16 protein-coding genes are annotated in these 22,699 nt (G+C 64.5%); 5 read left to right on the top strand and 11 right to left on the bottom strand.

Going from position 1 to position 22,699, the window contains the following annotated elements; all coding sequences use genetic code 11:
* Nucleotides 1–13: 13 nt before the first annotated feature.
* Complete coding sequence (locus G503_RS0109635; protein ID WP_028027405.1) at nt 14–2,029, top strand: FAD-binding protein; 2,016 nt, start codon at nt 14–16, stop codon at nt 2,027–2,029.
* Nucleotides 2,030–2,354: 325 nt separating this feature from the next.
* On the opposite strand, the gene G503_RS0109630 is transcribed toward G503_RS0109635, so the two are convergent.
* Entirely contained in the window at nt 2,355–3,545 is a 1,191-nt protein-coding gene (locus tag G503_RS0109630) for an FprA family A-type flavoprotein (RefSeq protein WP_028027404.1), read from the bottom strand.
* A 156-nt stretch (nt 3,546–3,701) separates the two neighbouring features.
* Nucleotides 3,702–5,264 (bottom strand): sodium/proline symporter PutP, encoded by a 1,563-nt coding sequence (putP, locus tag G503_RS0109625; protein ID WP_028027403.1) that lies wholly within the window; start codon nt 5,262–5,264, stop codon nt 3,702–3,704.
* Between the two features lie 301 nt (nt 5,265–5,565).
* Between putP and G503_RS0109620 the strand changes: the two genes are divergently transcribed.
* Nucleotides 5,566–6,855 (top strand): aminotransferase class I/II-fold pyridoxal phosphate-dependent enzyme, encoded by a 1,290-nt coding sequence (locus G503_RS0109620; protein WP_028027402.1) that lies wholly within the window; start codon nt 5,566–5,568, stop codon nt 6,853–6,855.
* Between the two features lie 127 nt (nt 6,856–6,982).
* On the opposite strand, the gene murJ is transcribed toward G503_RS0109620, so the two are convergent.
* Nucleotides 6,983–8,614, bottom strand: a complete 1,632-nt coding sequence (gene murJ / locus G503_RS14725) for a murein biosynthesis integral membrane protein MurJ (RefSeq protein WP_051191113.1) — start codon at nt 8,612–8,614, stop codon at nt 6,983–6,985.
* A 127-nt stretch (nt 8,615–8,741) separates the two neighbouring features.
* Here murJ and asnB point away from each other — a divergent pair, with 127 nt between their 5' ends.
* Nucleotides 8,742–10,733 carry an asparagine synthase (glutamine-hydrolyzing) gene (asnB, locus tag G503_RS14720; RefSeq protein ID WP_051191112.1) on the top strand — a complete coding sequence of 664 codons (1,992 nt, stop codon included), beginning with the start codon at nt 8,742–8,744 and terminating at the stop codon, nt 10,731–10,733.
* 88 nt (nt 10,734–10,821) lie between these two features.
* Here asnB and G503_RS0109605 read toward each other — a convergent pair whose 3' ends face one another.
* Nucleotides 10,822–12,072 (bottom strand): carboxylate--amine ligase, encoded by a 1,251-nt coding sequence (locus tag G503_RS0109605; RefSeq protein WP_235715539.1) that lies wholly within the window; start codon nt 12,070–12,072, stop codon nt 10,822–10,824.
* Between the two features lie 112 nt (nt 12,073–12,184).
* Here G503_RS0109605 and G503_RS0109600 point away from each other — a divergent pair, with 112 nt between their 5' ends.
* The gene (locus G503_RS0109600) at nt 12,185–13,264 is read left to right on the top strand and encodes an alanine racemase (RefSeq protein ID WP_028027400.1); all 1,080 of its coding nucleotides are present in this window, start codon (nt 12,185–12,187) and stop codon (nt 13,262–13,264) included.
* Nucleotides 13,265–13,399: 135 nt separating this feature from the next.
* On the opposite strand, the gene G503_RS14715 is transcribed toward G503_RS0109600, so the two are convergent.
* From G503_RS14715 to G503_RS0109565, 7 genes are all read right to left on the bottom strand, one after another.
* A complete protein-coding gene (locus G503_RS14715) occupies nt 13,400–14,122 on the bottom strand; it encodes an aspartate/glutamate racemase family protein (RefSeq protein WP_169628165.1) in 723 nt (240 codons plus the stop codon).
* 465 nt (nt 14,123–14,587) lie between these two features.
* Nucleotides 14,588–15,544 carry a slipin family protein gene (locus G503_RS0109590; protein ID WP_028027399.1) on the bottom strand — a complete coding sequence of 319 codons (957 nt, stop codon included), beginning with the start codon at nt 15,542–15,544 and terminating at the stop codon, nt 14,588–14,590.
* A gap of 81 nt (nt 15,545–15,625) precedes the next feature.
* The gene (locus G503_RS14710; protein ID WP_035022756.1) at nt 15,626–16,012 is read right to left on the bottom strand and encodes a GntR family transcriptional regulator; all 387 of its coding nucleotides are present in this window, start codon (nt 16,010–16,012) and stop codon (nt 15,626–15,628) included.
* A gap of 68 nt (nt 16,013–16,080) precedes the next feature.
* Entirely contained in the window at nt 16,081–16,962 is an 882-nt protein-coding gene (gene nrfD / locus G503_RS0109580; RefSeq protein WP_028027398.1) for an NrfD/PsrC family molybdoenzyme membrane anchor subunit, read from the bottom strand.
* Nucleotides 16,963–16,989: 27 nt separating this feature from the next.
* The gene (locus G503_RS0109575) at nt 16,990–17,787 is read right to left on the bottom strand and encodes a TorD/DmsD family molecular chaperone (RefSeq protein ID WP_028027397.1); all 798 of its coding nucleotides are present in this window, start codon (nt 17,785–17,787) and stop codon (nt 16,990–16,992) included.
* Between the two features lie 257 nt (nt 17,788–18,044).
* Complete coding sequence (locus G503_RS0109570) at nt 18,045–18,671, bottom strand: DMSO/selenate family reductase complex B subunit (protein ID WP_028027396.1); 627 nt, start codon at nt 18,669–18,671, stop codon at nt 18,045–18,047.
* A gap of 12 nt (nt 18,672–18,683) precedes the next feature.
* A complete protein-coding gene (locus G503_RS0109565; protein WP_028027395.1) occupies nt 18,684–21,335 on the bottom strand; it encodes a molybdopterin-dependent oxidoreductase in 2,652 nt (883 codons plus the stop codon).
* Nucleotides 21,336–21,857: 522 nt separating this feature from the next.
* On the opposite strand from G503_RS0109565, the gene G503_RS0109560 reads away from it, so the two are divergent.
* Nucleotides 21,858–22,565 (top strand): ferric reductase-like transmembrane domain-containing protein, encoded by a 708-nt coding sequence (locus tag G503_RS0109560; protein WP_028027394.1) that lies wholly within the window; start codon nt 21,858–21,860, stop codon nt 22,563–22,565.
* The last annotated feature ends 134 nt before the right edge of the window (nt 22,566–22,699 follow it).

Here is a 22,699-nt window from a genome sequence, read left to right as displayed (position 1 = left end):
AAAGGGGATGGGGATGAAAAACCATCACGAGAGCAACAGCGCAGCTGGTGAAATCAGCGCGCTGCGCGGTCGCATCGCGCTCAGCCGCCGCCACTTCCTGAGCGGCGCAGGCGTACTCGCCATGGGCGCCGCAAGCACCGGGATGATCACCGGATGCAGCCCGCAGGCCCAAGGCGAGGCCAAGGCCACCGGCAACGGCGGCTCCATGGCCGAAACCGGCGCCGCGGCCGCTACCGGCAACCAGGGCAAGACCATGGGTGAGGTTCTCGGCGCCGGCTGGCTCGGCGAGGAGCCGACCATCGCCGAAGACGAGATCGCCAGCACAACCGACGCGGACATCATCGTCTGCGGCGCCGGGCACGCCGGCACCGCCGTGGCGCGCCGCGCAAGCGAGCTTGGAAAGAAGGTCATCGTCGTCGAAATGCAGCCCGAGGACACCTTCAGCGCCCTGGGCAACGACATCGGGCATCTGAACTCCTCCTGGCAGCTCGACCGCGTGGGCATTCCGGAATACTCGGTCATCGACTTCATGAACGAGTACCAGATGTACGCCGCCGGCCGCGCCCAACCGACGTTGGTGTCCCAATTCGCAAACCGTTCCGGCGAGGCGCTCGACTGGTTCATCGACGGCTACACCGAGGCCGAGAAAGACGAGCTCATCCCGCTCAACTGGCCGGTGGTGGACGGCTACAACTACAAGAAGAACGGCTTCACCTCCTACGTGGGCACCTGTCAGTTCGGCGGCAGCGTGGGCATGACCGACGCCGTGAAACGCTCCCAGGACAAGGCCCGCGAGGCCGGCGCCGAGTTCGTGTTCGGCCAGGCCGCCGTGCGCCTCGTGCACAACGATGACGGCACCGAGGTGACCGGGGTCATCGCCAAGGATTCCAACAGCGGCGAGTACCACCAGTACAACGGCGGCGCCATCGTGCTCGCCTGCGGAGACATCGGAAGCAACTCCGCCATGTACAACGCCATCTGCCGCGAGAACTACGAACTCGGCGAGTACGCTGACTGCGCCGCCATGTCGGGTCGCGACGGCAGCGGCATCGCCATGGCCATGCGCATCGGCGCCAAGGTGGAGATCGCCACCGGCGGCGACATGGGCAGCCACGCCTTCATCCCCCTGTCCCCTATGGAGGGCGTCGAGTGCCTGTGGCTGAACAAGTACGGCGAGCGCTACTGCAACGAGGCCTTCGGCGGCCCGCTCCTGTCCGGCTGCGCCGGCGCCCGCGAGCCGGGCGACCGCGCCTACCTCATCTGGGGCGGCGACTGGAAGGAGGTCTTCCTCAACCAGCTGGCGGGGCATCTTGCCCCCAAGGAGTGGGACGAGGAGACCATTGCCAACGTGCAGGCCACCATGGAGGCGGCCGTGGGATCGGGCGCCGAGGGGGACGACACCTCTGGAAAGTTCCTCTACTGCGCCGATACCCTTGAAGAGCTCTGCGATTTCATGGGCATGGAAGAGGGCGTGAAGGCCAACGCGCTCGCGGCCGTAGAGAAGTGGAACGCCGCCCGCAAGGCCGGTGCGGACACCGAATTCGGCCGTGACCCCGAGACCATGTGGCCCATCGAGGAGGGCCCCTTCTACGGCTACCCCTGCGGCAAGCGGGTGGGCGGCGGCTCGCTCGTGGCCACCTCCGGCCTACTCGTCACGGGGCGCCAGCAGGTGCAGGGCCAGGGCTTCGAGCCCATCAAGGGCCTGTTCGCCTGCGGCAACACTTCCGGCGGCCGTTTCCCCATGGGCTACAACGGCATCATGAACGGCGTATCCATCGGCATGTGCCTGTGCCTCGGCTACACCCTGGGCGAGTTCTTGGCTACCGAGGACTATAACCGCTACTGCACGCTGGGCGCCGGCAATGCCGACATCAAGCAGTCCGACAAGGGCATGCAAGGTCCTCCGCCCTCAGCTGGCGGCGAAGGCGGCGCTGGCGGGCCGGGCGGCGGAGGCGGTGCTCCGGGGGGTGCCCCCGGCGGCGAGGCCGGCGCTGACGGCGCTCCAAATGGAGGCGGCGCCCCCGCTTAAGCCACCATTCCCGTCAAAAGACCGGGGTCGAAATATCCCCTCCCCAATCCTGACCCCGGTCTCTTCCGATGCAAAACATCCCTTGTCCCTCCCCCATGAAGAAGGCTCCCCCACGGGAGCCTTCTTGGTTTTCCAAAACCCCTCTTTTGTGCAACAAAGTTCGATAGGTAGACACGGGAACGTCCCCCGGAGGCACACGAAGGGGCATTTTCGGGGAAATGCGGAAGAAAACGGTGATTTTCAGCCCCCTCGTGTCTTCCTATCGAACTTTGTTGCACAAATTCCGCCGTTAGGGAAACCGACTCGGCGGCCGGACCGTCGCGGGCTAAGCTTTCGCGTGAAACAGGCTGACGAACTGGATGACCTCGTCGTGAAGGCGCGTGAGGCCCTCCTCGTCCTCCACCCACTGATGGGTGAAGGGGGCCTCGGGCAGGGTGAACTTGCAGCTCTCCAGCTGCTGGTACACCTCGTTGGGGCCCATGGGCGCCCAACCGTAGCTGCCGAAGGGGATGCCCACGCGCCCGGCCGGGGCCAGGCCGCGCATGTAGCAGAGGAAGGCCGCCACCGTGGGCATCATAGTCTTGTTCAGTGTGGGCGAGCCCACAGCGATGTAGCGAGCGCACAGCACCTCGGCCATGATATCGGAGATGTGGTTCACCTTCAGATCGAGCAGGCGCGCGGGGATGCCCATCTCCATGAAGGCCTCCGTGATCTCCACGGCCATGGCCTCGGTGGTGTGCCACATGGAGTCGTACACCACAAGCGCGTACTCCTCGGGCTCGCCGCTGCTCCACTGACGGTAGCAGTCCAGAATCTCGGGCACGTGGGTGCGCCAGATGATGCCATGGGCCGGGGCGATCATGTCGAAGTGGTAGGCCGCCAGCGCCTTTAAGGCCGCCTCTACGTTCTTGCCGTAGGGCATCACGATGTTCGCGTAGTACTTCTGCGCCTGCACGAGTACCTCGGGCAGCCCCACCTCGTCGTCGAAGCGCTTTGAAGAAGCATAGTGCTGGCCGAAGGAATCGTTGGAGAAGAGAATCTTGTCGTACTCGTCGTAGGTAACCATGGAATCGGGCCAGTGCACCATGGGCGTCTGCACGAAGGTGAGGGTGCGCTTGCCGATGTTCAGCGTGTCGCCGGTCTTCACCCCCATGAGATTCAGCCCGTCGCCGTAATGGGCGCGAAGCCCGCGCATGCCCTTGGGCTCGCCGGTGACGATAGTGGCATCGGGGGCGATGGCGGCCAGGGCGGGCAGGCCGCCGGAATGGTCCATCTCCACGTGATTCGATACGACATAGGCGATGGAGGCCGGATCCACGATGTCGCTGATGCGGTCGATCAGCTCGCCGGTAAAGGGGCGCTTGCAGGTGTCGATGAGCGTGATCTGCTCGTCCAAGATCAGATAGGCGTTGTAAGTGCTGCCCCGCTCGGTGGTATAGCCGTGGAAGTTGCGCTCGTTCCAATCGATGCCGCCGACCCAGAATACGTCCGGCTTGATCTCAACTGCTTTCAGCATGGTTGCCCCCTTGCTCGTGACTAACAGAAAGATGGTAGCCCGAACGCGAACGGGGCGCCTCGGCAAGAGGCGCCCCGTTGGGGAACTGTATAGCGGAAAGGCCGCGACCGGGAAGATCGGGAGATCGCCGACGCGCGCCCTCAGACGGCTGACCGCCTACACGTCCAATTCCATGTAGGTATCGAAGTCGTCGGTGACCTCCTTGCCGGGCTCCTTCGTCAGCTTGGACACCACCACGATCACGATGAGCGCCAGAATAAAGCCGGGCAGCAGCTCGTACACGGCGAACCAGCCGCCCAGAGGAGCAATGAGGTTCTTCCAGATCACCACGGTGGCGGCACCGGTGAGCATGCCGGCGATGGCGCCGGGCAGCGTGGTGCGGCGCCAGTACAGGGCGCACAGCATAAGCGGACCGAAGGAGGCGCCGAAGCCGGCCCAGGCGTAGGACACGATGTCGAAGATGGACGAGTTCTGGTCCATGGCCAAGAAGATGCCGAGCAGCAGCACCGCGGTCAGCGTGATGCGGGCCACGATCATCACCTGGTTGTCGGTGGCGTCGCGCTTAATGAGCCCCTTGAAGATGTTGGTGGCCACCGCCGAACCCGAGATGAGCAGGTAGCTGGAAGACGAGCTCATGGCCGCGGCGAAGATGCCCGAGACCACCAGCCCGCAGAAGAAGCTGGGCAGCAGCATCTTCGACAGCACGATGAATACCGACTCGGCCGCCGACTGGGTGAGAAACTCGGTGGGGATGAAGGCGCGGCCGATGAGCCCGATGCACACCGCCGAGGACAGGGAGACCACAAGCCAGATCATGGCGATCATACGGGACTTCTTGATCTCGTCGGAGTGGCGGATGGACATGAAGCGGATGAGCACCTGGGGCATGCCGAAGTAGCCGAGACCCCAGGCGAGCCCGCTCACGATGGTGATGATGCCGTAGGTGCCGGCCGGGCCGAACATCGGCTCGTTGCCCTCGATCAGCTGGTTGCCGGCCTCGTCGAGCAGCGGCGTGGCGATCTCGGTGCCCGAGAGGAAACCGGGAATGCTCTGCAGGAAGGCGACGGTGTTGTCCACGCCACCGGCCGCCGTGACCGAGCCGACGAAGATGGTGGCCAGAGCCAGAAACATCAGCGTGCCCTGCACGAGATCGGTGGTGCACACCGACAGGTAGCCGCCCATGAACGTGTAGAGGAACACGATGATGGCGCCGATGACCATCATCACGCCGTAGTCCCAGCCGAACAGCGTGGCGAACAGCTTGCCCACGGTGACGAAGCACGACGCCGTGTAGATGGTGAAGAACAGCAGGATGATGATAGCGGCGATGGTCATGAGGATGTGCTTCTTATCGTGGAAGCGGTTGGAGAAGAAGTCGGGCACCGTGATGGCGTTGCCGGCCTTCTCGGAGTACTTGCGCAGGCGCTTGGCCACGAACTTCCAGTTGAGGTAGGTGCCGATGGCCAGGCCGATGGCCGTCCACATGGCATCCGACGCACCGGTGAAGTAGGCCACGCCGGGCAGGCCCATCAAAAGCCAGCCGGACATGTCCGAGGCCTCGGCCGACAGGGCCGTGAGCCACGGGCCCAGACCGCGGCCGCCAAGGAAGTACTCCTCGCTCGACGAGTTGGAGCGCTTGGCGTACACGAAGCCGATGACCACCACGACCACGAAGTAGAGCAGCATGGCGAGGACGACTTGCATATCGCTTTCGATCATGTTCTTTCCCCCATTCTGTGAGATTCCGTTCAACACGCTTGGGACTCCCCGGGGGTCGGTTTCGGCAGGGGGCGCCGTGCTCGGGCAGTCCTCGTTTTGGAGAACAGTCCACCGGACTGTTCTCGTCGCTGCGGAATCTGCGCGCGGACCCCCTGCCGAAACCGACACCGCATGGCCAGCCATTCTTGCGAAGTGCCATATTCCGTGCCGATAACCTTACCGATGGGATTATACTTTACCGGGCTGTAGTGATAGTCTTTATCTTGTGCAGACGAGCAGTTTTACGGCGAAAGGACGGACGATGCCGCGCTACGCAGACATGTCGAAGGCGGAACTGGAAACCGAGCTGGCGCAGGTGCGAACCCGCTACGACGAGATGGTCGCCCGCGGTCTTTCGCTCAACATGGCCCGGGGCAAGCCCTCGGCCGCCCAGCTGGAACTGTCGCTGCCGATGTTGGATGTGCTGGACGCCGATGCCGACCTGATCGCCGAGGACGGCACCGACTGCCGCAACTACGGCGTACTCGACGGCATTCCCGAGGCGAAGCGGCTCATGGCCGCGCTGCTGGACGACGAGCCCGACAACGTCATCGTGCTGGGCAACGCCTCGCTCACGGCCATGTACGACGCCATGGCGCGCCTCATGCTGTTCGGCACCCAGGGCGCGGCGCCCTGGAACCAGCTGCCCGCGGTGAAGTGGCTCTGCCCCGTGCCCGGCTACGACCGCCACTTCACCATCTGCGAGGCCTTCGGGATCGAGATGATCCCCGTAGCCATGGACGAGCACGGCCCGAATATGGACGAGGTGGAGCGCCTCGTGGCCGCCGATGAGGCCGTGAAGGGCATCTGGTGCGTGCCCAAGTACTCGAACCCCACGGGCGCTACCTATGCCGATGAGGTGGTGCGCCGCCTGGCGGCCATGGACGCCGCCGCGCCGGACTTCCGCATCTTCTGGGACAACGCCTACGCCGTGCACCACTTCTCCGCCGACGCCTCCGAGCAGGATACCGTGCTCGACATCGCCGTCGCCTGCGCCGAGGCGGGCAACCCCGATCGCTACCTGAAGTTCGGGTCCACCTCCAAGATCACCTTCCCCGGGGCCGGCGTGGCGGCCGTGGCGGCGAGCCCGGCCAACGTGGCCGAGATCAAGCGCCACATGAACGCCCAGGCCATCGGCCACGACAAGCTGAACCAGCTGCGCCACGCCCGTTTCCTGAACGAGGGCGCGGGGCTGGCCGAGCACATGGCGCGCCACGGAGCGCTCATGGGACCGAAGTTCGAGCTGGTGTGCCGTCGTTTGGACGAGGAGCTGACCGAAGCGGCCGTCGCCACCTGGACGACCCCGCGCGGCGGCTACTTCGTCAGCTTCGACGGACCCGACGGGACCGCCCGCCGCATCGTGGAGCTGGCGAAAGCCGCCGGCGTCACCATGACCGGCGCCGGCGCCACCTGGCCCTACGGCAACGACCCCGCCGACGGAAACATCCGTATCGCCCCGTCGCTGCCACCTTTAGAGGAGCTGGACGCCGCCATGGACGTGTTCTGCTGCTGTGTGAAGCTCGCCGCCCTCGAGCAGCTGCTGGCCGCATAGTCCATCTGCGCGAATTGCGGGCTGCAGGCGGCCTGGAGCCCACCCCTGCGAATAAGGCGGTTCGGGCGACCCGGGCGATTTGCGCGACTGCACCCCTTCGTAGGGGCGGGCTCCAGGCCGCCCGGGATTACCCGCGAACCCCCGAGCGCCGCAGCAGTCGGCGGCCGAGGCGCTGGAACTTGTCGGCGAAGGAGCGCACGAGGGCCGCTTCGGGCACGTCCCGCCTCAGGGCGATGCCGAAGGTGACCGCCAAGCTGGTCACACCGCCCACCAGAAGCAGAGCGAAGGCCCCGGGGATGCTCTGGGCCGCAGTACCCATGAGCGGCTGCAGGCCCGCCAGCACCGCGGCCCCCGCCACGGCACCGGCACCGCCCATCACCAGACCGCGCAGGCTGGCGCGGAAGATGGAGCGGAAGTGCAGAAACGGGTAGAACCACCGCAGGTAGATAAAGGCGCTCACGTCCAGCACCCCATAGAACAGCACCGAGCCCCAGGCCACGCTCTCCAGCGGCAGGGCCATGCCCGCCTGGGCCCCGAAGGCGAATCCCAAGGTGAACACCACCTGCACCACGCTGCTCACGATGCTGAGCACCGCGTAGACGCCCATGCGCCGCAGGGTGCTGAAGATCTTCTGCAGATAGCTGCTCACCCCATAGAAGGGCAGCGCCAGGGCCAGGGCCGCCAGAAAGTCGGCGATCTGGCCGATACGGTCGGCCTCGAAGGCGCCCATGTGGTACAGCGCTACGAGCGGATCGGCGAACACGATCAGATACAGCATGAAGGGGATGAGCAGGAACATGATCTGGGCCGTGCCCGACTGGATACCGCGCACCAGGCCGCGGATGTTGCCTTCCGCATGCATCTCCGACAGCTCGGTGAACATCACCGTGGTAATGGGGATGGCCAGAAACGAGTAGGGCAGCGTGTACCACAGCCGCGCGTAGGCGATGACCGACGGGCCGTTGTCGGCGAAGCAGTAGGACGCCGCGTTCATCACCGATACCGTGACGAAGGAAAAGCCCATTACCAGCATGGCCGGCGCGCCGATGCGTAGCGTCTCGCGCAGGGCTCCGGCGGGCATGCGCAGCCGGAAGGTCAACTTGATGCCGGCCCGATGCAGATGGGGCACTTGAATGGCGAACTGGGCCACCACGCCGAGGGGGTTTCCCAGGGCGATGATGTAGAGCGCCTCGGCCGGATGGCTCGGGGCCACCACGGCGTACAGCAGAAACGTCGCGATGACGATGACGTTGTTGGCGATAGGGGCCACCGACGACCAGAAGTACTCGCGGTGGGCGTTCAGCAGGCCCGACACGACCGACGAGGCGCCGTAGAACACTGTTTGAATGCTGAAGAACTGAAACAGCAGCACCGCTGTGCCCATGGCGTCCTGATCGGACATGAAGCTCTGGGTGTAGATGATAGCCTGGGGAAACACCATGCCCGCCACCGACACGATGCCGAGCAAGATCACCACCAGCGTGAACAGGGCCGAGGCGTACTCGCGTCCGCCGCGCCGGCCGCCCTTGCGCCGCATCTCGATGTAGACTGGCAAAAAAGCGGTCACCAGCATACCGCCCATCACCAACTCGTAGAGCTGATTGGGCAGGTTGTTGGCCACCTGGTAGGAACTGGACAGGAAGGTCGCGCCCAACGCGTAGGCCATGGCCCAGGTCCGCGCGAACCCCGTGATGCGCGAGAGCGCCACGCAGAGGCTGACGGTACCGGCCGAGGCGGCCGTCGAATTGGTTTGGGACATTTCTGCGCTGGCCTTTCGCGACTTCGTGTAACCATTCAATGATAGCGTATCGGGCCCGCGTTTTCGTTTACAATGGCTGACGCAACAAATTCACGCAACCCAACATCGGGAAAAGAGGTTGACAAGCATGTGCGGCATCTGCGGATTCACCGAGGCCACTGAGCGCGATCTGCCCGTTCTGAAGGCCATGTGCGACATCATGGCCCACCGCGGGCCCGACGGCGAGGGGCTCTACATCGCCGACGGCATCGCCTTGGGCCATCGGCGCTTGTCCCTGATCGACCTTAAGGGCGGCAGCCAGCCCATGGTGCGCCGCGACGGCAGCCCGGACTCCCCCCTCTCCTCGCCCGAGCCCCACGGCGCCGGCGAGCCGGCCGCTGCGGGCGAGGCCCCCACGCTCGCCGCCGGCGACTGGGCCATCGTGTTCAACGGCGAGATCTACAACTACCGCGACATCGCCGCCGAACTGGCCGCAGAAGGCTGGCAGCTGAAGACCTCGTCGGATACCGAGGTGCTCCTGACCGGGTATATCGCCTGGGGCGAGGCCATCCTGGACAAGGTGCGCGGCATGTTCGCCTTCGCCATCTGGAACCGCGCCGAGCGCACGCTGTTCTGCGCCCGCGACTTCTTCGGCATCAAGCCCTTCTACTACACGATGCAAAACGGCCAGTTCATCTTCGCCTCCGAGATCAAGTGCATCTTAGAGCACCCGGCCTACGAGCGCGCATTGAACCGCGAGGCTTTGGAACAGTACCTCAGCTTCCAGTTCAGCGCCCTGCCCGAGACCTTCTTCGCCGGCATCTTCAAGCTACCCCCGGCCCATTGCCTCACGGTGCGCGCCGACGGCAGCACCGAGATGCGCCGCTTCTGGCGCCCGGCCTACGACTTCAACGACGAGCGCAGCTTTAACGAGGCCGCGGCCGACATCGACGCCGCCATGCGCGAGAGCGTGCGCTACCACAACGTGGCCGACGTGGAGGTGGGCAGCTTCCTGTCGAGCGGCATCGATTCTAGCTACATGGCCGCCTGCCTGGCAAAGGAGAACCCCGCCATCAAGACCTTCACCGTGGGCTTCGCCGAGTACGAGGGCGAGCGCGACGAGGTGTCGTGGGCCCACGACCTGGCCGAGCAGCTGAACATTGCCAACACGAGCAAGCACATCACCCAAGACGAATACTGGGAGGCGCTGCCGCTCGTGCAGTGGCACATGGACGAGCCTTCGGCCGACCCGTCGGCGGTGGCTCTGTGGTTCGTGGACGAGCTGGCCTCCGATCAGGTGAAGGCCGTGCTGTCCGGCGAGGGCGCCGACGAGTTCTTCGGCGGCTACAAGATCTACCAGGCCCCCTTGGCCTCCGGTAAGCTGGACAGCGTTCCCAAGCCGCTGCTGCGGGCCGGATCGGCGGCCCTGCGCAAACTGGGTCTGCGCGGCGCGAACTACCTGGAGCGCGCCAGCGAGGAGGTGGCCGACTGGTACTACACCAACGCCAACGGCGTGGCCTTCACCGTGGAAGAGCGCAATCGCCTGCTGAAGGAGCCCACAGGCGCGCCAGCGCCCCAGGCCGTGGTGGCTCCGGCCTACCAGGAGGCCATCGATCTCGGTCTGGACCAGGCCACCCAGATGCAGTACGTCGATCTGTTCCACTGGCTGGTAGGCGACATCCTGCTGAAGACCGATAAGATGTCCATGGCCCACTCCCTGGAAAGCCGCGTGCCCTTCCTGGACAAGCGCGTCTTCGAGGTGTCCGCCACCCTGCCGCTTTCCCAGCGCGTCACCCCCGAGCAGACGAAGGTGGCCCTGCGCGAGGCATCCACCTGCGCCATCCCCCAGGATTGGGCCCAGAAGGAGAAGCTCGGCTTCCCCGTGCCCATCGTCCACTGGCTGCGCGACGACGCCAACTACGAGCGCGTGCGCACCTGGTTCACCGGCCCGGAGGCCGAGCAGTTCTTCAACACCGACGAACTCATGGCCATCCTGGACGACCACCGCGCCGGGGCCGACCGCAGCCGCAAGATCTTCATCGTGTGGATGTTCCTCATGTGGTACCGCATGTACTTCGTGGAGCGCACCGCGCCGGAGCGTCCGCACCCCGTGCGCGCCCGCCAGCGCGACCGCGCGTAGGGGCCGCCCCCGCCTTCCCCGCCAACGAAAAGGACCCGCTGCGGCGGGTCCTTTCGCGTATCTGCCAGACGCTGGCTCTTGGCGATACCTACTTGTACTGGCGTCCGCCCGTATCCCAAAAGTAGCGCTTGAACTTCAGAATCTGGTTGAAGTACATGGCGTAGGACCAGAAGTTGTGGGCCAGTGTATCCTTCAGGTAATGCAGCGGATAGGGGTCCTTCGTGGTCTTCAGCAGCGCGAGGGCGCGCTCGAGCTGGTCCTTGTCGGTGATAGAGCGCTTCAGCACGTACTTCGGCACGCAGCAGTACACGAAAGGCTCGTAGGCCTCCACCTCGGGCACCTCGCGGCCCAAGATGTACTGGTCCACCACCAACGTGACGAAGTTCACCCCGGCCAGGCTCGTGAAGTAGGTGCTGCGGCCGGCGCGGATGTTGATCTCGAAAAACACGTAGTCGTCGGTGCGGGAGTCGTATTTGATGTCGAAGTTGCCGTAGTTCTCGTAGCCCACTTCCTTCAGGAACTTCCGCGCGTACTCGATGACCCGCGGCTCCTTGTCGCCGATGATGCACAGCGGGTTGCCCAGCGCCGAGGGGCTGTGGTCCTGCAAGGCCGTGATGCCGCCGGATACCACGCGCAGGTTGCCCGCCCGGTCGCTGTAGGTGTTCAGGATGCGCAGGGCCTCGTCGCCACCGGGGATGTAGTCCTGGATGAGGAACTCGCCGTCGTAGTCGGAGGCGCGCACGTCGGCCCACACCTGGGCCAGTTCTTCGGGCGACTCAATCTCGTAGGCCTTGCGCTTATGGGCCACGTTCGCGTTCTGGAACTTCGTGGTGTCCGAGGGCTTCGCGATGCACGGATAGGGAAACTCGTCCACCGGCAGGCTCTCGGGCGCCGTATGATCGCAATTGAAGTACCAGGTCTTGGGATAGGGCACGCCGATCTTCTCGCACAGCTCGTAGAAGCCGCGCTTCTGGGAGATGCGGTCCAGCATGGCGAAATCGTTGCAGGGCACCACGATACCCGCCGCCTCCAGGCGGTCCTTCCCCGCCGCGAACATGAGAGCGTGGCGGTCGTCGCAACCGAGCACCAGTGGCACCAGGTTCTCGTTCTCGGCGCGCAATTCGGCGGCGATGCCCTCGAGGCACCGGTAGAGCCCCTCGGGATGCGCGGCCTCGGGCACGATGCGGCAGTCGGTGAAGCGGCTCGTGGTGAGCATCTTCACTTCCTGGGTGATGACCACGATACAGCGGGTGGTGCCGTAGCGGCGGTTGAACTCGCGCACGTAGCTGTAGGCCAGAAACGTGCCGCCCACGATCACGGGAACGAGTCGCTGTCCCACATCCTTCTCCTCCATGAGCGGAAGCGTGCGCGGGGAGGATTGCGTATTCAAGGGGCCGACCTTTCTACCGTGTATAATGCAAGTTTGGATATAGTACCTCAAGGAGCGTTTCATGGGCAAATACATCATCAACCGAGCAGCGATCCGCCACAATGCCGCCGCCGTGCAGCGCGCCGCCGGCGTACCCGTCATCGCCGTGGTGAAGGCCAACGGCTACGGCATGGGCCTGGAATGGATGGCGGCCACCCTGCACGAGTGCGGCATCCGCGCCTTCGCCATCACGGAGCTGTCGGACATCGCGCCTCTGCAGGACGCTGTGGGCACCGACTGCGACATCCTCATGCTGCGCTCCACGGCCCTGACCGACGAGGCGGCGGCCATCGTGGGCGCGGGATGCATCGCCTCGGTGGGCTCGGCAGCGGCGCTGGGGGCCCTGAGCGATGCGGCGAGGGCGGCGGGCACCGTGGCGCGCGCCCATATCAAGGTGGACGTGGGACTGGGGCGCTACGGCTTCTCCCCCGACGACCTGGCGGGGCTTGAGGCCTGCTTCGCTGCAGACGACGTGGCCATCGAGGGCATCTACGCCCACTTCCCCGGGGCCTCGAACCTGGGGGATCTGGAAGCGTCCCGCACGCAGCTGGCCCGCTTCGTCGCCTGTTGCGAAGCGCTTGGGGCCCGTGGACATGAGGTGGGCATGCGCCACATGGCGAACTCGCCGGCGCTGTTCAACCTGCCCGAGGCGCGGCTCGATGCCGTACGCGCCGGTTCGGCCTTCCTGGGCCGCGTGATCACCGCCGCCGACACGGGCCTTGAGCGCGTGGGCATTTTGGAGGCACCGGTCATCGACGTGAAGGACTTCCCCGCCGACACCCCCATGGGCTACGGCGGCGCCTTCCGCACCAAGCGGGCGACGCGGGCGGCCATCGTGCCCGTGGGCACCCAAGACGGCTTCGGCGTGCAGGTGAAGCCCCTGTCCGACTTCCACCAGGTGCTGGCCGCCGGCAAGCGCTGGATGCAGAAGAGCTCCGAGACCGTGACCATCGAGGGGCGGCCCTACCCCGTGCTCGGCGTGGTGGACCTGTCCCTGTCCATGGTAGACGTGACCGACGGCGAGGTAGCCCCGGGCGCCGTCGCCCGGATAGACATCAATCCCCTGTTCCTGTCCGCCCGCACCCCGCGGGAGTACTGCTAGGGAATGGGGCGATGCGGCGCTCGCAACACGGACGGCCCTAAGACCACCCCTGCGGAGATCCGGAAAAGCCGAGCCCCATCGCGCCATGGCCATCGCAGGCGGCCTTGGGGCCGCCCGCCCGCAGCCCGGTTCCCCTTACGCGAAATCGGCAAGAAGGTCGTGGGCGGGAGCCTCGCAGGCGATCACGCTGCGCCAGGCCAGCACGTCCAGGGCATCGATAACGGGCAGGCCGTCGCAGCGCACGGACAGACCCAGCGTGGAGAGCTCGGTGCAACCCAGAATGACGCCATCGGCCCCCAGGGCGCGGGCGTGGGCGATCAGCCCCTGCACGAGCGCCGCCGGGGCCGGGCGACCAGCCTTCACGTAGTCGTAGATCACTTCCATCACCTGCGGCTGCACGTCTGCGGCGGGAACTGCGCACTGGATGCCGGCGCGCTCAGCCGCCGTTTGGAAAATCTCGCAGGCCAAGGTGCCATCGGTAGCTAGGATAAGGGGCCGTGTGCAGCCCACGGCGGCGGCGAAGCGCGCCGTCTCGTCGGGCATGGGCACGAACGTGAGCTCGGGGGCGACGCTGGCGATAGCATCGAGGCGGGCGTGGGACGTGTTGCAGGGCACTGCCACGACCTCGCAGCCCAAATCGCGCAGGGCCGCGGCCTTGCGCTGGAGCACCGGCACGAAATCCACTGCCCCAGCGCGACCGAGCAGATAGCCCGTGCGATCGGGCACGTCCGGATCGGACAGGATCGTCACATCGATATGCTCTTGGTCGGTACTGACGGTGGTGAATTCCACGATACGGCCGAACAGCCGTGCCGTCGCGGCCGGCCCCATGCCGCCTATGATTCCGAGTTTCTTCATAGGGCCCATGATAGCATTGCTTCGCCCCACCCCCGAAAAAGACAGATCTCCCCCGGGCGATTCCCCTTGCGGACGGCCCAAAGGCGCCCCCACCAAAGCCACCGGAGCAGCCGCTCTCACCCACCCCAGGGCCCACCAGGGCAGCCGCTCTCACCCACCCCAGGGCCCACCGTAGGGGCGGGCTTTAGCCCACCGGCAGCCCCAAACGATTCCCATCCTCGCGAAGACGCGCACGGCCCCGTGACAAAACCCGGCTCCGCCGTGCAACTATTTCGACTTATATAGCATCTGGAGCCAGCAAAAAAACGGCATCGCGATCGTTGGCGCCACAGAGACACCCCATGAACAGGGAAAACGCCGCCATTCGTGGACGCGCGGCAGCAATGCAACGTCCCGCGACAGCCGCGGGCGCTATATAAGTCGAAAAACCTGCACCAATCCCCTTGTTTTTGTCACGGCGCTTCCCTACTTCCCGCTTTTCAGGCCGTCGATGGCTTTGTCCAGAGCGGCGTCGGAGAAGCCCTCGGAATAGGCGCTCGGGATGACCACGGTGCCGCCGCTGCCCTTCACCGACTCGTAGAGCAGGTGCATGGTGCGCAGGCGCACGGCCAGCTCGTTCTCCTCGTACACGTTGGCGGCGTCCACCAGCATGGCCGAGATATCCTTCTCCACCTCGGCCAGCACCATGCGGGCGTTCTTCTCGCGCTCGGCCTGGGCCTCGGCACTCATCACTTCCTGCAGACCCTGGGGAATCACGATGTCGCGGATCTCCACCGACAGCACGGTGATGCCCCACACGCTCGTGCGCTCCTCGATGACCTCCTGCAGCTCCTGGTCCAGCTGGTTGCGGCGGATGGCCACCTCCGAAACGCTCGCGCGCCCGATGGCATCGCGCAGAGCCGTTTGGGCCGCCAGCGACACCGAGTTGTAGTAGTTCTCCACCTCCAGGCAGGCCTTCTTCGCGTCCCACACCATCCAGAACAGCACCGCGTCCACGTTGATGGGCACCAAATCGCTCGTGAGCGTCTCTTCGGCACCGAAGCCCGTGACCATGATGCGCTGGTCGGCCTTGAGCGCCGTCTGCTCGATGAAGGGAATGGTGAAGTAGAGCCCCGGGCCTTTCACGCGGGAGAAGCGGCCGAAGCGGAACACCACGATCTTCTCCCACTGCATGGCGATGTGCACCGACATGGTAGCGGCCCAGGCCACCAGAAACGCCACGGCTAAACCGCCCACGGTGAAGTCGCCGACCAAGGCGAAACCGGCGGCCATGACCAGCAGGAACACCGCCACGGCCACAAAGGCCGAGAACACGAGCGGGCCGTTCTGCGAAGTGCGGCGGTCGACGTTGGAGTTGTACTTCTCAATGGGCGAGGCCTTCTGGTCGGCGTCGCGGAAAGACTTCTCGGTGCGTTTCTTCACGGCAATCACATCCTTTGCAGGGAAGGGGGCTACGGGGCATCAGCGTGCCCAGGCGGGGCGGCGTTACCCGCGACAGGGCGGCTAGGATTTCTCGTCCTGGATGCGGTGGGCCACATCGATGAGGCGCAGCTTCACCTCGTCGATGGTCATCCCTAAGGCCAAACAGCGGCGGATGCAGCCCTCGATCTCGGTATCGGCGATGGAGCGCACGTCGTCGGCCATGTTCCCGATGTCGCGCACGAACACCCCGCGTCCGCGCACCGATTCCACGTAGCCGTCGCTCTCCAGGTTCACGTACACCTTGCTCACGGTGTTGTAGTTGATGGCGGCCTCGGCAGCCAGGGTGCGCACGCTGGGCAGCTGGTCGCCGGGCTGGTAGTGGCCCGTCTTGATGAGGTAGACGAACCGGTTGCGCAGCTGCACCCATACGGGCAGCCCGCTTGCCTCGTCTATCTCGAACAGCGCCATGCGTCCTCCGCAACTTGTTGGCGGCCGCGCCTTGCGCGACCGGTCGTCTCTCACCGGCTCGCATTGTATCACCCGAGCCAGTGGCTTCCCGCCAGCACCAGGCAGAACCGCAGAATCAGCCCGCCGAGGATGCAGAGCACCTCGCTGGCCAGAAGCGGCGCGGCCGTGCGCGTCACACCGCGCGCCACCTCGGCGACCAGGGGCAGCGCCACCGCGGCTATGGCAAAACCGCCGATGAACCAGGCCCCCAGGCCCTCGGGCGCCAGCAGCAGCCCCAGCGACGGGCGCGCGAACGGGCTCAGAGCCGCCAGCCCCACGAAGGCCACCAGGGCCGCGGCCTCCAATGCCAGCACCAGACGGTGCACTCGGTGCAGGGCATTGGCCCAGCCGCCAAGCAGCGGCCAATCCCGACTGAAGGGCGCCGTCAGAAGCACCGCGGCCAGTCCCGAGGAGGCCGACGACAGCGCCAGCAGCACCGGCAGGGCGGCGTTGTTCCACAGGGGCACCGCCTCCATCCAGGCCATGTACAGGCCGGTGTACACCATGAGCGCCGCGGCCAGCGCCGCGCACACCCCTTCCAATCCTTTGCGCACCGCGCTGGGCGCACGCAAGATGGCAGCGAAGTGGATGGCCGCCAGGACGCCGGCGCACAGAAGCGACGCCAGCAGCACGAAGGAGCCCACCGACAGCAGCGAGGGCGTGGGCCGCACGAACAGCAACAAGAAACGCTGGGGGCGGCCGAGATCGAGCAAGAGGCACAGGGCCGCGGCCGCCAGCAGCAGAAAGCCCCCGGCGTACAGCTTGCCCGCCAGGGCCCCGAAGGCGCGGCTCTGCTCGAACGTGCGGGTGCGCGTGCCATAGAACAGCAGCGACCACAGCGACGCGGTCAGCAGCACGCCGGCGCCGCAGCCGCCCAGAAACAGATACAGCACCACAAACGACCCCAGCATACGCACCTCCCCTCAAAGGCAACGCCGCTATCTCCTCTGCTTGAACACCCGGGCTTCCTCGTCGAAGCGAATGTTGAAGCGTTCAGCATAGCATGCCGCAAGCCCAAAGGTGAAATCGCCCACGCCGCGGAAGTACGCGGTGCGCCCGTGCTTGGCCACCGCATAGTGCCACACGGCGAGCCACGGCAGAATATGGTCGGCGAGGAAGGCCCGCTGCTCGTCGGCCAAGGCCGCGGCCCGATCGGCATCGCCTGTTTCCAAAGCCGCGCGCTCGGCGGCGATCAAGTGGGCGACGAAGCCCAGCATGAGCCCCAGATGGTCATCGGGCTCGGCGTGAAGGCGCTCCACCTGCAGGCCGTGGCGCTTGTAGGCGGCGCGCACGGCCAGGGTGTTCTGGCCGAACATGTGGCTGTTGGGCTCCACGTAGAAGGATTCAAGGCACGAGGCCTCCGGCGTTCCCAAGCCCACGAACAGCCGCAGCCATTCGCGCCGCAGAGCGTCCACACGCTCGACGAAGGCGGGGCTGGCGGCAAGAAGGGCCGCCGCGGCAGCCGGATCGAGCGCCTCAGGCGCCTCGGGCGTCCCCGCGTCGCCGGCCGTTTGCGCGCCCGCGGCTTCGGCCGCTTCCGCGCACCACTGATCCAGCTGTTCTAGTCCACGGCAGGCCCAGGCATTGTCGGCGGCGTAGGGAGCTTCGGCGAACTGGCGCGATGCCACGGCTTCGGCCACGGTTTCCACCGACGGCTCGGCGTACAGCAGCGCCCCGACCGCGGCAAAGCACACTTCGGCGGCGGCAAGCTCTTCTGGATGCAAGGGAGTATTCATGAGAGTACCTCAGAAAAAATAAAAGGGCGGGGCACCGGGCAAATCGGGAGGGAGGGGGGATGAATCTGTCCGGTACCCGCCTCAAGTGGGATTATACAATCTTGAGAACCATTTGTCTCATCATTACAAAGGTTCACGAAAGGGGCACACCTTGGCGGCCTCGCGGCGCGGGCGCGCCCCTTCCGATCCGTCGTTGCATTCGGTCGGGAAGAGGCCGCGCCCGCAAGCGCCGCCCCTTTCGCGGTTGACGGTTTCTCCTACAGCTCTTCTTCCAAGTTCACCACGGCACCCGTACCCGAGCCCGACTTCTGGGCCTTGGGGTGCGGTGTGAGAATAAGGTTGGGACCCGTGGTGTCCTGGGGCAGGGGCTCCACTTCAATATCGCCCTCGCCGTATTTCGCCACCATGTCGTCAAGCGGCCCCCAGTCCAATGCGCGCATGGGGCAGCCAATCACGCAAATGGGCTTACCGCCCGTGGCTACCTCACCGCGACACATGTCGCACTTCAGCATGTAGCCCTCTTCCTCGCCGAGCTTGGGCGCATTATAAGGACAGGCCGTCTCGCAGGTTTGGCAGCCGATGCACACATCGTGGTCGGTCCACACGATGCCGGTCTCCTCGTCCTTCTGCATGGCGCCGGTAGGGCAGTTGGCCACACAGGCCGGGTCAGTGCAGTGATTGCACGACAGGGACACAAAGTAGCCGAACACTCCGTCGGGCACGTAGTGGCCCGCCTCGGTGGGCTTCCAGCTGCCGCCCTGATAGTTATACACTCGGCGGTACAGGTTGTTTACCGGCAACTTGTAGGTTTCCTTGCACGCGACCTGGCAGGTCTTGCAGCCCGTGCACTTGCCGCCGTCCAAATGAAATGCGTACTGAGTCATGGCGCACCTCCCCTATTCCTCGATGCCCACGGGCATAACGATGGGCGTGTTCTTATCGGGCTCAAGCGTCAGCGGCCCGTCGTACTTCTCCACCTGTACGAGGGTGCCCGTCCACGACTGGGAAGCTTGCCCCGAGGCCTTCGGAGCCTGCAGGATATTCGGGTCGCCACCCAAGTCGATGCCCGTCTCCTCGTCGATGCGAATCCAAGCACCGTCCTGCAGCGCCGCAGCTCCTGGCACTAAAGTGGGCAGCACCTTTGCCGGACGCAGCACCTTGCCGTGAGGGCTCGTCATAAGCACCAAGTCACCGTTCTTGATGCCCCGCGCCTCGGCATCCACGGTGCTCATGAAGCATTCCTGGGGGAACGCCTCGCGCAGCGAGACGACGTTGTCGTTCACCGTATGGGAGCGACGCAGAGAATGGGGCGTCCACAACAGCAGCGGGTACTCCTCAGTCTGGGTACCGGCGCCCTGGTCGGGATCACCGATCTGCCACTTCGCGATGGGCGGAATGACGGAGTAACCGAGCGAGCTCACGACCGCCGAGAGTGTGGCACTATGGATCTCGAACTTACCCGACGCCGTGGCCGCCGGATTGCCCTCGGGATCGGCAATGAACGCCGCGAAGGGCCGATAGGTAAGGGCGTCGCCCTTGGATCGCTGGGTCTTGTAGCAACCCTTCTCCTTGAATTCTGCGATGGTGATGCTGCCCTCCTGGGGCTTGCCCTCCACACCCAGGGCATCGATGTCTTCCTGAGTGATGGTGAACAGCGGCTCATAGGCCGCCGTGGCCTGATCAGTCATCTTAATGGCGCCGGCGAAGGAGTGATAGGTGCGCTCGGCATCGGTCATGGTGTTCACCGTCTTCGGATCCAGGCCAAGACGGCTTGCCAGCTCTTCGGCGATCTCAGTCTCGGGGCGCGCCTCGTACAGCGGCTCCATAATGCGATCAGCCCAATACACGGTCTCGGCATTCACGCTCCAGGCGATATTGCCCTTCTCCCACCACGTGGCCGCAGGCAATACCACGTCGCAGTACTGCCGCGAGGCATCGAAGAACGGCCCGACACCCCACACGAAATCAACCTTGCGGAACACCTTGATGCCGGCATTCGCATTGGGCAGCGAGTTGAGGCTGTTCTGATAACCGCCCGTGTAAATGACGTGAATGTCGATGGGCTTTTTCCCGCCAGGCCAGGAATCGCGCCCGTAGGCGCCATCGAGAATCGACTGCCAGCACTCGGTGTAGTCCACCTTTTCCCAAGAATCCTTGTCAGTTATCTCGCCCCAATTGGGCACGAGCACAATGACAGGAGGCGCCAGCGGATTGACGGGGTTCTTGCCGGCCCCGTTGGAGGCATCTCCCGCAAAGCAATAGGGCGTGGTGGAATAGCCGTGCTCGTGCATGCCGAGCCAGCCGACATAATTGCCCGGCGTTCCCACCCCATGCATGAAGGCCAAGGTGTAGAAGGCCTGACCGAACATCTCACCGGCGGGAATCTTGGTCGTAGACTGGCCGGCGAAGAAATCGACTTTTTCAGTCTTCGCGATTTCCTCAGCCAGGCGGCGCGTTGTTGCTGCAGGCACACCGCAGATGGCCTCGGCCCACTCCGGCGTCTTGGGCTCGCCGTCGTAGGTACCCAGCAAGTAGTCCTTGAAATTTTCCTTGGGGTCGGCGCCCTCAGGCATATGCTCGGCATCGAATCCCACGCAGTAGGTGTCCAAGAACTCCTGATTCTGCAGATTGTTCTCCACCTGGTGATACATCATACCGAGGCAGAACGCCGTATCGGTGCCGGGCAGGATGGGCACCCACTCATCGGCAATGGCGGCGGCCGTCTGATTGAGCCACGGATCCACAATAACGAGGCGACCCCCCTCGGACTGCGCGTAGCTCAACTGGAGCGGTGTGTTGCCCGCCTTGTTGGCTGCCCAGTTGTTGCCGAAATGGAAGTGGAGCTGGCTCTCGGCGAGACTCAGGGCGTCGGGAGCCTCGAAGATGCTGCCCGTCATGAACAGCTCGACGCAAGGCCATGCTCCAAGCGATACGGTGCCCAGATCGTGATGCACCGCACCGCCCTTGGCATTCAGCAAACACACGATGGGGTCGAAGTACTCCTCGCCAATATCGGAGTAGGCCGCGGCAAGAATAGATTTCGGACCCCAGTTGTCGTAGGCCTTCTGCATCTCACTCGCTATGATATCCAGCGCCTCATCCCAGCTGATGCGCTCCCACTCATCGCGGCCGCGCATCTCGCCGTTGGGATTATCGGGGCTCCAGCCCTTGCGCTTCATGGGATATTTGATGCGCGCCGGTGACATCATATTACTAATTTGCGCTCGTCCGCGCGGGCAGGCGCGGCGCTGGGGCACCTCGATAGAGTCTTCCTCCTCATCGGTGCGGATGCGCAGCGGCACGCCGTCCTCCACATACACCCTCAAAAGGCAGCGGGAATGCTCGCAACTGCAGTTGTTCATGCATGCGCCCGTCAGCCATTGGCCATCGCCCTTCTCCCCCGGATAGGCTTCGATGCCGGTATCGCCTAACGAGGTCTCGGAAGACGCTGGTGAATTCGCGCAGGCGGTCAAGCCCGCGAGGGTTGCGGCGCCGGCGGTGGCCGTGCCCCACTTGACGAAGCTGCGTCGAGTCAAATCATTGCTCATGGTTGACCCTCCCTCTTCTGATTGTTCGGGAAGTGCCGCGCACGGTCGCTTCCCCTTTTCTCCAATACGACCCATGCATAGGTGCAACCGTCCTATACTTGTATGACGGTTACCGCGTTCATACTATCATGCACTTATAGGACAGTCAATGCACATACCCATTTTCTTCGACCCATTCGCTCGCCAAGTGTCCTATTCATCTCAATCGCCCCTAGCGCGAAGCGTCGCATTCGCGCTGACAAGCAAACCTAGCCATAAAGTTGGAAATGCCGTCGCCACCCATGCTGCCAATGTTGTACCGACATTGGCACCGAGACCCGTCGAAATGCGAAGAAAACGACTATGAAGAAGTCAGGGATCGCAAACACTTTCTGGGCATTTCATTTCGCCCAGCGACTATTCCCGGCATCGCCCTAAACCACTGGGAATAATTCTCGTTGCTGAATAATGTATCCTTTGCTACTATGACAGCAGAGGGAGATAGTCGTTGCAATCGGTCTATCTGTAATTGAAGGAGACATTATGCGATTTATCGTAGCCCTCATGTTGTCTTTTGCCCTGGTCTGGGCCTGTGCGAAACCCCTGAAAAAATACCCGGTTCCGTTCTATCTGGGCGCCATCGCGCTTGTAGCACTGTACTGCTGGGGAACGTCCGTCGGCGTGCGCGGCGATGCGTGGTCGCTGTTCCAGCCGCTGATGCAGCGCTGCGCCCTGGCCTTCCTGCTGTTCTCCATCGTGATGTTCGTCGGTGTGCTCGGCGAGAAATCGGCCCTGCGCACTCGGCTCATGCCCATCCGCCGGCAGCTTTCCATCCTGGCGTGCATCTTCGCCGTGGGACACATCGTATTCTACGGAGCCTCCTACATCCCGCGCATCAGCAGTGCCTTCACCGGCAACCTGGCCTTCTCGCTCGGCCTGGCCGCCCTGATCACCGCGCTGATGACCGTGCTGTGCGTCACCTCGTTCCAGATCGTGAAGCACGGCATGAGCGCCGCCGCCTGGAAGCGCGTGCAGCGCTTGGCCTATCCGTTCTACCTGCTCATCTACGTGCATCTGGCCCTGCTGCTGATGCCGAGCGCCCTAGCCGGCAACCAAGTGGCCGTCATCAGCATCGTGGTGTACTCCGTCATCGTGGGCGCCTATGCCGTGCTGCGCGTCGCCAAAGCCCTCGCCGACCGCTCCGGCGCGCCCACCCCGAGCGAGCTAGAACTAGAAACTACCGCCGCTTAAGCAGCAACTATTTCAACCGCGTTCGAGGGGTTTCCAGTTTGAACTGAACCCCGATAGTGGGACTGGAAACAAAAGTTTCCAGTCCCACTTGTTTTGAGGGGTGATAGCTTGAGGCACGGAACAGACGTCAGGGT

Source organism: Adlercreutzia mucosicola DSM 19490 (assembly GCF_000422625.1).
Taxonomy (GTDB): Bacteria; Actinomycetota; Coriobacteriia; order Coriobacteriales; family Eggerthellaceae; genus Adlercreutzia; species Adlercreutzia mucosicola.
Note: the sequence above shows the minus strand (reverse complement) of the source record. Positions and strands in the feature narration are given on the sequence as shown.